The organism is Ruegeria sp. C2, assembly GCF_056537765.1.
Genome location: NZ_JBQFRZ010000004.1, coordinates 232,071 through 246,413, shown reverse-complemented (window position 1 = coordinate 246,413; position 14,343 = coordinate 232,071). Strand labels below are relative to the sequence as shown.

The 14,343-nt window shown below is 56.8% G+C and carries 12 protein-coding genes; 2 read left to right on the top strand and 10 right to left on the bottom strand.

Going from position 1 to position 14,343, the window contains the following annotated elements:
* Window positions 1-107: 107 nt before the first annotated feature.
* The 5 genes from ACR0IV_RS15215 to glyA form a co-directional block, all read right to left on the bottom strand.
* Complete coding sequence (locus ACR0IV_RS15215) at window positions 108-530, bottom strand: universal stress protein (protein ID WP_480659608.1); 423 nt, start codon at window positions 528-530, stop codon at window positions 108-110.
* 78 nt (window positions 531-608) lie between these two features.
* Window positions 609-1,982, bottom strand: a complete 1,374-nt coding sequence (locus ACR0IV_RS15210; protein WP_480472021.1) for an alanine/glycine:cation symporter family protein — start codon at window positions 1,980-1,982, stop codon at window positions 609-611.
* A 25-nt stretch (window positions 1,983-2,007) separates the two neighbouring features.
* Complete coding sequence (gene lipA / locus ACR0IV_RS15205; protein WP_480472022.1) at window positions 2,008-2,952, bottom strand: lipoyl synthase; 945 nt, start codon at window positions 2,950-2,952, stop codon at window positions 2,008-2,010.
* A 14-nt stretch (window positions 2,953-2,966) separates the two neighbouring features.
* Window positions 2,967-4,346, bottom strand: coding sequence for a dihydrolipoyl dehydrogenase (gene lpdA, locus ACR0IV_RS15200; protein ID WP_480659607.1), 1,380 nt, complete (start codon window positions 4,344-4,346; stop codon window positions 2,967-2,969).
* Between the two features lie 11 nt (window positions 4,347-4,357).
* Window positions 4,358-5,611: a serine hydroxymethyltransferase gene (gene glyA, locus ACR0IV_RS15195; protein WP_480659606.1), complete on the bottom strand. Its 1,254-nt coding sequence runs from the start codon at window positions 5,609-5,611 to the stop codon at window positions 4,358-4,360.
* Window positions 5,612-5,758: 147 nt separating this feature from the next.
* On the opposite strand from glyA, the gene ACR0IV_RS15190 reads away from it, so the two are divergent.
* Together ACR0IV_RS15190 and speB are read left to right on the top strand one after the other, a co-directional pair.
* Entirely contained in the window at window positions 5,759-6,361 is a 603-nt protein-coding gene (locus tag ACR0IV_RS15190) for a helix-turn-helix domain-containing protein (protein ID WP_480472025.1), read from the top strand.
* Window positions 6,362-6,710: 349 nt separating this feature from the next.
* Window positions 6,711-7,676, top strand: coding sequence for an agmatinase (speB, locus tag ACR0IV_RS15185; protein WP_480659605.1), 966 nt, complete (start codon window positions 6,711-6,713; stop codon window positions 7,674-7,676).
* A gap of 131 nt (window positions 7,677-7,807) precedes the next feature.
* Here speB and ACR0IV_RS15180 read toward each other — a convergent pair whose 3' ends face one another.
* The 5 genes from ACR0IV_RS15180 to ACR0IV_RS15160 form a co-directional block, all read right to left on the bottom strand.
* On the bottom strand, window positions 7,808-9,142 hold the full coding sequence (locus ACR0IV_RS15180) for an NAD(P)/FAD-dependent oxidoreductase (RefSeq protein ID WP_480659604.1): 1,335 nt from the start codon (window positions 9,140-9,142) through the stop codon (window positions 7,808-7,810).
* A 199-nt stretch (window positions 9,143-9,341) separates the two neighbouring features.
* Window positions 9,342-10,643, bottom strand: a complete 1,302-nt coding sequence (locus ACR0IV_RS15175; protein WP_480659603.1) for an NAD(P)/FAD-dependent oxidoreductase — start codon at window positions 10,641-10,643, stop codon at window positions 9,342-9,344.
* A 13-nt stretch (window positions 10,644-10,656) separates the two neighbouring features.
* Window positions 10,657-12,051, bottom strand: a complete 1,395-nt coding sequence (locus tag ACR0IV_RS15170; protein WP_480659602.1) for an aspartate aminotransferase family protein — start codon at window positions 12,049-12,051, stop codon at window positions 10,657-10,659.
* Between the two features lie 14 nt (window positions 12,052-12,065).
* Entirely contained in the window at window positions 12,066-13,445 is a 1,380-nt protein-coding gene (locus ACR0IV_RS15165) for a glutamine synthetase family protein (protein ID WP_480659601.1), read from the bottom strand.
* Window positions 13,446-13,567: 122 nt separating this feature from the next.
* Complete coding sequence (locus ACR0IV_RS15160; protein ID WP_480659600.1) at window positions 13,568-14,218, bottom strand: GntR family transcriptional regulator; 651 nt, start codon at window positions 14,216-14,218, stop codon at window positions 13,568-13,570.
* Window positions 14,219-14,343: the final 125 nt, after the last annotated feature.

The following is a 14,343-nucleotide window of genomic DNA, read 5'->3' as shown; positions in this document are numbered from 1 at the left end:
GAACAGGCATCTCCCAACCAGCAAAATCAACCAACTTACCCCCCAACTCAACATGCAACGAGTACAAAGGAGTGCGCTTTAATTCGGTCATAACTTGCGCCTTTCAATCAGCGGGACTGGTCGCGAACGACGGTGACGGTGCAATGCGCGTTGCGCACGACACGGGCGAGGTTCGGGCCGATCTCATAGTTCGGGAAATCGCCTTTGGTCGACGCCATGACGATCAGGTCAAAGCCGTCCTTGTAGGCAAGCTTCAGGATTTCGCGGTAAACGCTGCCTTCTTCGACGTGGATTGTTACGTCAGAGGCATCGCCATGATCCAGAATGGCCTGAACCGCATTGCGCACGTGCTCTTTCGCGCCAGCGCCATAATTGGCGGGCAGGTTCGGCAGCTGGATGATCTCAGGGATGACGGCAACCGCGTGCAGCTCGGCCCCGTAGAATTTCGCCTGTTCCAGTGCGAGAGGCAGGGCATTCTTCCACGAGCGGTCGTCGGTATGATCAATAGGCAGCAGGATTTTCGTGGCCATCACGTCTCTCCTCGAGATAGGGAATTCGGTTTCAAACCGGAGGGCCGAGATGGCCCTCCGCATTCTTTAGACCCGAGATTACTCGGCAGCCGTTGCGCCTGGCTCTTCGGACTTGCCGCCCGAGGCGAAGAACTCTTTCGTCAATTTAAAGACGATTGGGCTCAGCAACGCGAGGGCGATCAGGTTCGGAATGGCCATCATGGCGTTCAGCGTATCCGCCAGCAGCCAGATGAAGCCCAGATCTGCAGTTGCGCCGAAGTAGATCATGACGATCCACAGGACGCGGTAGGGCATCAGGGATTTCACACCCAGCAGGAACTCCACACATTTCTCGCCGTAGAACGACCAGCCCAGGATGGTGGTGAAGGCAAAGATCGACAGAGCGATGGCGATCAGATACCCACCGATACCCGGCAGCGACAGTTCGAACGCGTGGCTGGTCAGCGCCGCACCGGATTCACCCGATGTCCACGCACCCGAAGCGATGATTGCCAGACCGGTGATCGAGCAGACGATGATGGTGTCGATGAACGTACCCAGCATAGCGATCAGGCCTTGGTTTACCGGACCTTTGGTCTCGGCGGCGGCGTGCGCAATCGGTGCCGAACCCAAACCGGCTTCGTTCGAGAAGACACCACGTGCCACACCGAAGCGGATGGCGGCCCAGACGGCTGCGCCCGCGAAACCACCTTCGGCGGCCGATGGGGTGAAGGCGTAGGTAAAGACCAGCGACAGGGCGGATCCGATATTGCCGATGTTAATCAGCAGAACCAGCAGACCGGCGATTATATAAGCGACCGCCATGAAGGGAACCAGCTTACCGGCAACCGCACCGATGCGGGTGATACCACCCAGAATCACGGCTGCGGTGAGGACCATCAGCACGACACCGGTGACCGAGGTGTTGAGGCCAAAGTTGGCTTCCAGTACCTGCGCCACACCGTTGGCCTGTACGCCGTTGCCGATGCCGAAGGCAGCGATCGCGCCGAACAGAGCGAAAGCAACGCCCAGCCAGGCCCATTTCGCGCCCAGACCGTTCTTGATGTAGTACATCGGGCCGCCGACATAGTTACCAAGCTCGTCCTTTTCGCGATACTTAACCGCGCAGACGGCTTCGGCATATTTGGTGGCCATGCCCACCAGGGCGGTCATCCACATCCAGAACAAGGCGCCCGGACCGCCCAGGAAGACAGCAGTGGCCACACCGGCGATATTACCCGTACCGATGGTCGCCGACAGCGAGGTCATCAGCGCGTTGAACGGGCTGATTTGCCCTTCGCCCTGACCTTCACGGCCTTTGAACAGCAGGCTGAAACCTGTGCCGACGCGCAGGATCGGCATGAATTTCAGGCCGACCTGCAGGAAGAAGCCGACGCCAAGAATGAGAACCAACATCAGCGGCCCCCATACGACGCCATTGATGGCCCCTACGATTGAGTTTAACGCTTCCATGGATTTCCTCCCATATGCGTTAGAGTTATGCCCAGTTCGCCAAAGCCCGTTGGCGGGCTTGCTTTAGGGCGACAAAATCTTCGTCCGCGTGGAACGACGAACGGGTCAGCGGAGTCGCCGACACGTGCAAGAAGCCCTTGGAACGCGCGATCTGTTCCAGTTGGGCAAATTCTTCCGGTGACCAGAACCGGTCGATCGGATGATGTTTCGTGGTGGGTTGCAGGTACTGGCCGACGGTCAGAAAATCGACATTGGCAGCACGCAGGTCGTCCATGACTTGCCGCACGTCGTTCAAGCTTTCGCCCAAACCAACCATCAGGCCCGATTTCGTGAAAATCTCGGGATTGGTGCGCTTTGCATCGTCGAGCAAGCGGAGCGACGTGTAATAGCGAGCACCCGGGCGCACCGTCGGATAGAGATGCGGTACAGTTTCCAGATTGTGGTTGAAGACATCCGGTGCCGCTTCAAATACAATATCTGAGGCGCATCCTTTTCCCAGAAAATCCGGTGTCAGAACTTCGACTGTGGTTCCCGGATTTTGATGGCGCACGGCGCGGATGGTTTGCGCGATATGCTCGGCGCCGCCATCTTCCAGATCATCCCGGTCAACTGACGTGATCACCACATGGCGAAGACCCAGCTTCTTGACGGCGGCAGCAACTCGGCCCGGTTCGAATACATCCAACTTATCTGGCCGACCGGTGGCTACATTGCAGAAGGAACAACCACGCGTACAGATCTCGCCCATGATCATCATCGTGGCATGGCGTTTGGACCAGCATTCACCGATGTTCGGGCACGCGGCCTCTTCACAGACCGTTGCCAGATCATGCTCGCGCATCAGGCGTCGGGTTTCATAGTATTCTGCGCTGTCGCCCTTTTTCTTGCGAATCCACTTAGGCTTGCGCGGGATTACACTGTCTGCCTTCTTGGCTTTTTCCGGGTGGCGAGGACGAAGCTGGACGGTCATCTGGCTATTCCCCCTTACGCGTGGATCGCGCGGCCCATGGCGTCGAGGCAGGCTTCTTTCACCGCCTCTCCCATGGCCGGATGTGCGTGACAGGTTGCGGCTACTTCGGACACGGTTGCGCCCTTGGTCATGGCCAGAACTAGTTCGGCAATCAGATCACCGCCATGTGCACCGCAGATATGAGCGCCCAGGATTTTGCCGTTCGGGTCAGCCAAAACCTTGACCGCCCCATCGGTTTCTCCGGTAGAACGCGCGCGAGAGTTGGCCATGAAGGCAAACTTGCCCACCAAATACTCGGCTCCGGCCTCTTTAAGCGCCTCCTCGGTCAATCCGACAGAAGCAACCTCAGGATCGGTGTACACGACGCCGGGCACAGTGTTGTAATCCACGTGACCGCCCTGCCCTGCCAGCATCTCGACACAAGCAACACCGTCCTCTTCAGCCTTGTGCGCCAGCATCGGGCCCGGAACACAATCGCCGATGGCATAAACACCCGGCACCGATGTCTGAAAGGTATCATCAACCTCGATAAACCCGCGCGCGTCTACCGCAACACCAAGGTCCGCAAGACCAAGGCCCCGGGTCACTGGCCGACGACCAACTGCGATCAGGACTTTATCGGCCTCGAACACTTCTTCTTTGTCCTTGCCTACACGATCCACGGTCAGGGCCAGGCCCGCATCCGTTTTCTCGACCGATTTCAGGGCACGGCCCAGCTGGAACTTCAGCCCGCGTTTGGACAGGGCGCGCTGCGCCAGCTTGGCGATTTCGCCATCGATGCCCGTCAGCACACGGTCCAGATATTCAACAACCGTCACTTTGGCGCCCAGACGGGCCCAGACCTGCCCCAGTTCCAGCCCGATCACACCAGCACCGATCACCACCAAATGCTCGGGCACAACGTCCAGCGCAATCGCGCCGGTTGAGCTGAGGACGTCCTGCTCGTCAATCTCGATCCCCGGCAGCGAGGTGGGTTCGGAACCGGTGGCGATCAGTATATTCTTTGCCTCATGGACGTCATCCCCCACCTTGACCTGCCCGACCGCCGGAATGCTGGCCCAGCCCTCGATCAGATCAATGCCGTTTTTCTTGAACAGGAACGCGATGCCATTGGTCAGATCGCCGACGATCTTGTCCTTGCGCCCCATCATCGCGGATACATCAATGCTGGCCCCCTCGACCGCAATACCGTGGGAGGAGAGATGTGCAAGTTCGGCATATTTGGCCGAAGAGGTCAGCAACGCTTTGGAGGGGATGCACCCCACATTCAGACAGGTTCCACCCAATGCCCCGCGCCCTTCGACGCAGGCCACCTTCAAGCCCAACTGAGCCGCGCGAATGGCTGCAATATAGCCGCCCGGGCCGCCGCCGATGACGATAAGATCGTAAGTCATCTGGTCTTCTTTCAGTAGATCGGGTGGTTTGCGCAGAGGGCGTGAACCTTCTCGCGGGTATCTTTTTCGACAGCTTCATCTCCGCCTGGGGATTGTGCCAGTGCGTCCAACACATCTCCAATCAGGTGGCCAATCTGTTTGAACTCTTCCGATCCAAAGCCGCGGCTGCATCCGGCAGCGGTGCCCAGACGGATACCACTGGTGATGGTCGGCTTCTCAGGATCGCCGGGAACGCTGTTCTTGTTGCAGGTGAACCCGGCGCGTTCCAACGCGGCCTCGGCGTCCTTGCCCGTCACACCGATGGGGCGCAGATCAACCAGCATCAAGTGGTTCTCGGTGCCACCCGAAACGATGTCGCAACCACGTGCCATCATCACGTTAGCCAACGCGGACGCACTGTCGACGACACGCTGCATGTATTCTTTGAATTCCGGCTTCAGAGCCTCGCCAAAGGCAACTGCCTTGCCCGCGATCACATGCATCAGAGGGCCACCCTGCAGGCCGGGGAAAACTGCCGAATTGATCTTCTTCGCCAGCGCTTCATCATTGGTCAGAATGATGCCGCCGCGCGGGCCACGCAGAGTCTTGTGCGTGGTAGAAGTAACCACATGGGCGTGCCCAATCGGCGAGGGGTGCAGACCCGTGGCAACCAACCCGGCGATATGCGCCATATCGGCCAGCAGCCACGCCCCGACCTCATCAGCGATTTCGCGGAATTTGGCAAAATCGATTTTCTGAGAATAGGCCGATGCCCCGGCGATGATCAGCTTGGGTTTCTCAGCCCGGGCCAGCTCGGCGACCTGATTGTAGTCGATCAGACCTGCATCGGTCAGACCGTACTGTACCGGACGAAACCACTTGCCGGATTGCGCGGGCTTTGCACCGTGGGTCAGGTGGCCGCCTGCATCCAGCGACATGCCAAGGATCGTGTCTCCGGGGCTAAGCAGCGCCAGCTTCACCGCGCCGTTGGCTTGCGCGCCCGAATGCGGCTGAACATTAGCGTATTCGCACCCGAAGAGTTTCTTGAGGCGATCGATCGCTTCGCTTTCCACCTCATCCACATATTCGCACCCGCCATAATAACGGCGACCGGGGTAACCTTCGGCATATTTGTTTGTCAGAACAGAGCCTTGCGCGTCAATGACAGCCTGCGAAACGATGTTTTCCGACGCAATCAGCTCAATCTGCTCTGCCTGACGTTTGCCTTCACGCGCAATTGACGCAGCAATGATCGGATCGGCATCTTTGATCGATTTTGTAAACATGGTCTCCTCCTGCAATCCCGAATCCCAAGTACGAAATTTTGTTTCCTATAGTGGATTTTTATCTCTTATGGCAACATTAATCTCATTTTTGTGAAGTTGTGTGTGTGCGGGGAAACAGGTAACCTGAAGAAAAACAGGGGGATTTTCATGGCAGATGATACTTCGAACGAGGCCTCCGGTCCGGAGGAACAGGATGAAGGCGCCGCACTGGGGCGATCAATCCGGGATGCGCGCCGGGCAAAAGGATGGACGTTGGAAGAAGCAGGACGGGCTGCAGGAATCGGTCGCTCGACACTTTCCAAGATCGAAAACAATCAGACACGCCCCAGCTTCGACATTGTTCGCAGGCTGACGCAGGCGTTGGACATGAGCACACCGCAATTGTTCCTGCAAACCAACCAGACCGGAATTTCAGGACGCCGCGATTTCACCCCAAAAGGTGAAGGCGAAATGAAGGACACTCCCACCTATCTGCACGAATTGCTTTGCCCTGAGCTGACCACCAAGCGCATGTTGCCCTACATCGCAACGATCAAAGCCCGCGATTTGTCAGAATTCGAGACCTGGATCCGTCATAGCGGCGAAGAGTTCATGTACGTGATCAGTGGCGAGCTCACATTCGTTTCTGAGCACTATCGGCCTCTGAAAATGAAAGCAGGTGACTCTCTCTATTACGACAGCGGCATGGGCCACGGCTGCATCTCGACCAGCGAAGAAGACGCCAGAGTTCTCTGGGTCTCGCTGGAGTGATCTGGGGCATCGATCGGGTAAGACCTGGGCTGAAAGGACCAGTGCCATCAACGGCGTGGTTTCTAACATGCCGATGTCGCGATTGTTTATTGCCAGTATCTTGCATCAGTTGTCGATTGTAGTGTTAATCTCGGCCTACTGCATGCTCTACATCTATTGTCACGATAAACCGATATCGCCCCGCGAGGGATGCATTGCCCATTTGTCCGCAGCGCGCCGAGCGCTACGGCCCATGGGATTTTCGGTGTTCCTCATGCTGATCGTGACCAGTTTGCTATCCGCTACCTCTCAAATTGCCTTGTTCCCGCCGGAACCGGCTCATCACTAAACTCTCGGAAACGGAGAAATTATGTCAGGTCATGGCTACGAATCTGGACGCTTGAATCTACCTTTTGTCGGTATTTCAACATTCGGCAAGAAACCTTATGTCGAGAATTGGGACAAGATCGACGCTGATGTCGCCATCCTGGGCGCGCCATTCGACTTCGGGTGCCAGTTCCGCCCGGGCGCACGGTTTGGCCCGCGTGCCGTACGCGAGGCATCGACCTTGTTCAGCTTTGGTCATGCTGGGGCCTATGATCACGAGGATGACGCCACCTATCTGGGTGAGGACGTGCGCATCGTCGACATAGGCGACGCAGACATCATCCATACCAAGACCGAAGAAAGCCACGACAACATCGAATTCGGGGTGAAAAAGATCCTCGATGCAGGTGCTATCCCGGTAACGATCGGGGGCGATCACTCAATCAACATCCCCTGCATCAATGCGTATGCCGAGGATTGCGCCAAGAATGGCCCGATCCACGTCGTTCAAATCGACGCGCATCTGGATTTCGTCGACGAGCGTAAAGGCGTGACCCTGGGCCACGGAAACCCGATGCGCCGAGCTATCGAGAAAGACTATGTCTCAGGCATGACCCAATTGGGTATCCGCAACGTGTCTTCGACCGCGAAGGAAGGGTATGAAGATGCGCGCGCGCGCGGCTCGGACATCCTCTCTGTGCGGCAGGTGCGCAAGCTGGGGACAGAAGGTGTTCTGGCTCGTATCCCCGAGGGTACGCGGTACTATGTCACCATCGACATCGATGCCTTCTGCCCGTCAATCGCGCCGGGAACCGGTACACCCAGCCACGGCGGGTTTCAGTACTACGATGTGTTGGAAATCGTGCAGGGCCTCACCAAGCGCGGCGATGTGGTGGGCATCGATCTGGTCGAGGTTGCCCCAGCCTATGACCCGACCGAAAGCACCCAGATCCTGGCTGCGCAGCTGCTGCTAAACTTCATCGGATTCATCTTCCGCAACAGAACCTGAAGATATCGGCAACCAGCGGAGGCCAAGATCGGCCTTCGCCACGACCGCAGGGGAATCCTGCCTAGTCTTTGAGCTGGCTTTGAATGAAGTCTCGGGGGTCTTTCTGCAATCCTGCGCGCGCCTTGGCGGGATCAAAGGTTGTCTTTGATCTTGTACCACGTGAAGGCCAACGGCAGCGAGGCGCGCCGCCATGAGCCAAGCTCGAACCGGCACATCGGGCGCTTCATCAGATCAGGATGGGGTCGGGTTGCACGGCCCAAAGCCTGATCGGCGATCAGCGCGCCCGCATAAGGAGCCATCGTTACACCACCGCCGTGATACCCCAGCGCAGCCCAAGCGTTGTCCAACCCGGGAACCGCGCCGGCGAAGGGCACGAGATTGCGGGTCATACAGATCAAACCCGACCAGAAATACGCAATTTCCACATGCCTCCATTCGGGAAACATCCGCTTGAAATCAGCGTGAGCTTTGGCCTCGGTCGCGGCGATGTTGGTCTCCGTTACACGGACCGAACCGCGTAAGCCAAGCAGCATTCGTTTGTTCGGAAGCAGACGGAAATAATGAAGCAGCGTGCGTGTGTCACAGACCATCTGCGCGCTCCACCATCCCTGCGCATTGATCTCGTCATCACTCAAGGGTCGAGTGACCAGAATGTTCGACTGCACAGGCAGATAGCGACCCGCAAATGCCATTGGAAGATCGTCTGAGGAATAACCGTTGGTTGCGATCAGAAGCTTCTTTGCACGCACAATCCCGTTGGGCGTATGCAGAACATGGCCGTTGTCCTGCGCTATCCTTGTGACCGGAGAATGCGAAAACATGCGCACTCCGGCAGCTTCGGCCTGCCGGGTCAGGCCTAGAACGAACTTCATCGGATTAAGTGCAAATCCGATCGGCAGATACACAGCACTGTGAAAATCAGGACTGTTCAGGCCATGCGCAGCCATCTCTTCCTTTGGAACGAACTCATAAGGCAGCCCATAGCGGTTCGTATACTGTTGCCCGTATTGCTTGAGCCCCTCAACAGCGGCAGGCCGATGGGCGACGTAAGTGTAACCCTTGGAATGACGATCCACGTCCAGATTGTACCGATCCAGATACTCCTCGACCAAATCGACCGAAGCACGTTCGGCATCGAAGAACACGCGCGCGTCATCTTCGCCGTATTTCTTGACGATCTGATCGTCTTCCATCTTGCCACTGCCGACCGAGACCAACCCGCCATTGCGACCAGAGGCACCCCAGCCGGGCCCTTGCGCGTCCAGCAACACCACATCCGCCCCTGCCCCGGCCAGAGTCAGTGCCGCTGACAGACCGGTATAGCCGCCACCGATGATTGCGAATTCACACACCGTTTCACCAGCCTGAACCTGATACTCAGGCATAGGCGCATCAACCGTGCTGTCCCAATACCGGTCACGGATCGGGCGATCGCCATAGGCCAGGGGTTCATAAAGTCTCTTCATCCGCCGTTACCCGGGTCGGATGCAGATGTTGCAGGTCGCAGCGAGGCAGGACTGCGCAAAGCAACCAACGGCTGCCATCGGGGTAGCGGAACGCTTTGCCGCGCCGCACTTCATGCGCCTATCTGTTTTCATCGTCACCGCCGACATACCAATCTGTTAGCTTCTCAAAAGCATGGTCTACGCGGGTCGAGCACAAAGTCTATAACTTATCGCGCAGGCTGAACCAAAGCATCGCCAATACCAGAAGCGGTGTGCGAAACATCGGACCGCCGGGGAAGGGTTTGGTCGGAACTTTGGCCATGATGTCGAAACGCTCTGCCTGACCCGCAATGGTCTCTGCCGCTATCTGACCCGACAACGTACCCAGAGCCACGCCTGCGCCCGAGAAGCCCGACAGAGTCAGAATATTACCTCCGATCCGTTCGTAATGCGGCATCCGGTTCATGGTAATGCCCAGCGTTCCACCCCAGGCATGATCGATGCGGGCGCCCTTCAGCTGCGGGAATATCTCGGTCATCGGCTTTCGCACCGCCGAGGCGATGTCGGATGGAAACCTGTAACCATAGCTTTCGGTGCCGCCGAAGAGCAGGCGGTGGTCGTCAGAGAAACGGAAGTAATTGATCACGAACTTGCTGTCAGCGACCGCATAGTTGTTACGTATGATCTCTTCCTGCGCTGCCGGGTCCATCGGCTCGGTGGACACGATGAAATTGTTGATCGGCATGACGCGTTGCGCCACATGTTTGTGCATTTCACCCAAATAGCCGTTACAACCCAAAACCACATAGCGCGCCTTGACGCTGGCCTCCTCGGTCTTGACCACCGCGGGCTCACCCTCCAGCACCTTGGAGACTTTCGACCGTTCGAATATCCGCACACCTGCTTTGACGGCCAGCCGCGCCAGACCCAGCACAAGCTCAAACGGGTTCACGTGACCCGCACCCATATCCAGCGTTCCGCCGTAATAGGCAGGTGAGTTCACTAGATGGCGACATTCATCCTTGTCCAGAAGTCGGATTTTGTCATAGCCATATTTGGTGTTCATGTGCTCGACGTATTCCACATTGTGCTTCTGGTACCGTTCCCGGTGCACTGTGTGGATCACGCCATCGTGGAAATTGGTGCGGACCTCATCCTTCTTGGTTAGTTCGCGCACCAGATCGACAGCCTGTGCGCCAATATCCCACAACTGGCGTGCATGCTCGTCTCCGACCATGCCTTCAAGCTCTTCCTGATCGACGCGCTGCCCCATGCTGACCTGACCGCCATTGCGGCCGGATGCGCCAAAACCGACACGCTGTGCATCCAGCACAATCACGTCATAGCCACGTTGCGCCAGATGATAGGCCGTTGAAAGGCCCGTGAATCCAGCACCGACAACGCAGACGTCGCATTCCAACGATCCCTGCGCCCGGGGTAACGGGTCAAGGGTTTCGGCCACATCGGCATAGTATGAGCCGGGGTATTCCCCCAACCGGTCATTTGCGGTCAGCAGATCCATTGGAGGCTCGCATTCACGCCGCTTCGAACATTCCGTCCACGCGGATCTGTTCAAGACATTCGTCCAGCGATTTGCGGGCCCGTTCGATCAGGACATCGATTTCATCCAGCGTAATGGTCAGCGGCGGAGAAATGATCATCCGATCGCCCACATGACGCATGATGACATTGTTCGCAAAGCACCGTTCACGGCAGATATACCCAACGGTTCCAGCGTCCGACGCAAACGGAGCACGGGTCGACTTGTCCGGGGTCAGCGCAATTGAGGCCATCATTCCAACGATCTTTGTTTCGCCCACCAGCGGATGATCGGCCAGAGCCTCCCATTTTTCCTTCAGATAAGGGGCGGCTACGTTACGCACGTGTTCGATGATCCCGTCCTCTTCCAGAATACGAAGGTTCTCCAACGCTACGGCGCAGGCTACAGGATGGCCGGAATAGGTATAGCCATGATTGAACTCGGTCCCGTCAAGAACCTTCGCAATTTCGTCCGACACTATCGACGCACCTATGGGCGCATAGCCCGAGCTGAGCCCCTTAGCTACTGTCATAATGTCTGGATTAATGCCCAGTGTTTGTGAGCCAAACCAATTGCCAGTCCGGCCAAAACCGCAGATCACCTCATCAACGATCAGCAGGATATCGTATTTCTTACAGATGCGCTGAATCTCGGGCCAGTACGTCGATGGTGGCACGATGACTCCGCCCGCCCCCTGAATCGGCTCGCCGATGAAGGCCGCGACTTTTTCCGGCCCAACCTCTTTGATTTTGGCTTCCAATTGGCGCGCGCGTTCGAGGCCGAATTCCTCGGGCGATACGTCACCACCTTCAGCCCACCAGTTCGGCTGATCAATGAACTCGATGCCCGGGATCGGCGGGCTGCCCTGCTCGTGCATCCCTTTCATTCCACCCAACGACGTGCCACCAATGGTCGAACCGTGATAGGCGTTCCAGCGCGAGATGATCACGTCCCGCTCGGGCTGGCCCTTCTTGGCCCAGTAGGTGCGCACCAGACGAATGTTGGTGTCATTGGCGTCCGAGCCGCCATTGGCAAAAAACACATGGTTCAGATCACCGGGTGCCAGCTCAGCCAGCTTCTTTGCCAGCATTAGCGCGGGGACATGTGTGGTCTGAAAGAAGGTGTTATAATAAGGCAGCTCTTTCATCTGCCGTGCTGCGACCTCGGCCAGCTCTTCCCGGCCATAACCGATATTGACGCACCAGAGACCGGCCATGCCATCCAAAATCTCAGCGCCTTCGCTGTCGCGCAGCCAGACACCTTTTGCACCGGTAATGACGCGGGCGCCTTTTTCATTCAACTCATCCCCCTTGGTAAAGGGATGCAGGTGGTGGGCAGCGTCCATCGCCTGCAGTTCAGCAGTGGGCAGATGGTTTGCGAATGCCGTCATGTTAGGGTCTCCAATCAAACGTTCAAAAGTAGGTGCTGCCGTTCCCAGGGTGAGATTTCGCGCTGGTACTCTTCGTTTTCCGCGCGTTTGATATCTGCATAGAGCTGGCAGAATTCCTCACCCAGGACCGAACGGATTTCGGTTGCATCATCGAACTGGTCAAGCGCCTCACGCAGACTGGCAGGCAGCGGCTCTTCCGCCTCCCAGACTTCCTGCTTGGCTTCGGCGCGTGGCTCGATCTTGTTCATCATCCCCAGATACCCGCAGGCCAGCGACGTAGCGATGGCGATATAGGGGTTGCAGTCCATCCCGATGACCCGGTTTTCAAGTCGACGCGCAGCAGGGCTGGAATGCGGTATACGCAGACCGGTCGTACGGTTGTCGCGCGCCCACTCCAGGTTGGCTGGCGCGCTCTGGCCATCGACCGTAATCCGGCGGTACGAGTTGACATAGGGCGCCAGCAGCGGAACAACCTGCATCATATAATGTTGCGATCCGCCAATGAACCAACGGAACAGGTCCGAGGCAGAGCCATCTTCGTTCGAAAAGATATTCCTGCCGCTCGTCGTGTCGATCACACTTTGGTGGACATGCATGGCACTGCCGGGTTCGTCCCGGATCGGCTTTGCCATGAAAGTTGCAAAGACACCGTTTTTCAGCGCCGCTTCCCTGATCGTGCGCTTGAAGTAGAACACCTGATCGGCCAGACGCTCCGGATCACCATGCATCAGATTGATTTCAATCTGCCCCGCGCCGCCTTCCTGAATGACGGTATCAATCTCGAGGCCTTGTAATTCTGCGTAGTCGTAGATGGTGTCGATCACTGCCCCATATTCATCGACTGCGGCCATCGAATAGACCTGACGGCTCGCACCTTTACGGCCAGTCCGGCCCAGTGGCGGCTCGATCTCCTCATTCGGGTCGAGATTGGGTTTGGTAAGATAGAACTCGAGCTCTGGCGCGATGATCGGTGCCCAGCCTTTGTCGCGATACGCCTGCATCACGCGCTTCAACACGTTGCGCGGTGCGACGCTCAGTGCCGAGCCATCGCGGTTGAACATGTCACAGATGACCTGAACCGACACATCGTCACCCGACCAGGGAACCGAACAGGCCGTGCTCATATCCGGGCGCAGCACGATATCCTTTTCAAGCCACTGGTTCTCGATTTCCATATCGACATACTCACCCGAAATCGTCTGATAAAAGAGCGAGATCGGAAGTGCGAGGTCCTCTTCCGGCCTGAACTTGATGGCGGGCATCGCCTTGCCACGCGAGGTCCCTGCAAGGTCCGGCACAATGCATTCGACCTCATCGATTTTGCGCCCTTGTGCGTATGCCATGAATTCATCCGACAGGTTCTCCTGCCAGTGATCACTGTTCGCATTTTTCATCAAAACCTCCGCGACACCGCTAAACAAGCGATACCTTCTTCAACGCAAACAGTTTTGATCAAATCTTGGATGATAGTCAATCGCCACGTTTCACCAACCAGAAACAAGCGACTTAAATCACGCTAAGCCGGAAGGGTTTGGCGAACAAAATCCATGCCTTGGCTGATATCACGCTCGATGGCGGTTCTGACCTTCTCCGGGTCTCCTCCTCGCAGCGCTTCAGTCGCCTCGCGGTGGTGGTCCAACAGGTTCGCTGTCCCGGAGCGACCGCAAACAACACGCAATGACGGCCCGATCTGCAACCAAAGCGACTCTGCAATTCGCTGCAGAATCTGAGCGTCGGCAGCAGAATACAGCTTGAAATGAAACTGATAGTTTGCCTCGAGATATCTTCTTATGTCGCCTGCCTCAATGGCTCGATCAACCATAGCATCTATCTGTTCTAATTCATTAATTTGGTATTCTTTGAAGTTTTCAGCCGCCATAACCGCAAGGTTCGGCTCGACTGACATTCGAACCAATTCGATCTGCCGCAAGCGATGGACACTCATGACCGGAACTTCCACCCGACGGTTTTTTTGCGCCACCAATGCGCCCTCGGCGGTCAATCGTCGGATCGATTCCCTTACAGGCGTAACTCCAGCCCCTATCGCCTCGGCAAGACCATGAATGGTAAGCGGCTGTCCGGGCACAAATTCACCATACAAGATCATTTCCTTGATCTGGACGTAGATCGTTTCGTGCTCCGGCTTTCTGCCTGTCAACCGGTTCATTCTTCTCTTTTCGCTCCTATCAATTCGTGCATCGAAACCTAGTTCACCATCATAAAATTATCAAATTTTGACGAGGCGCTTGCAAAGAATCATATTTTGATCAAAATTGCAACGCAGTACCGACA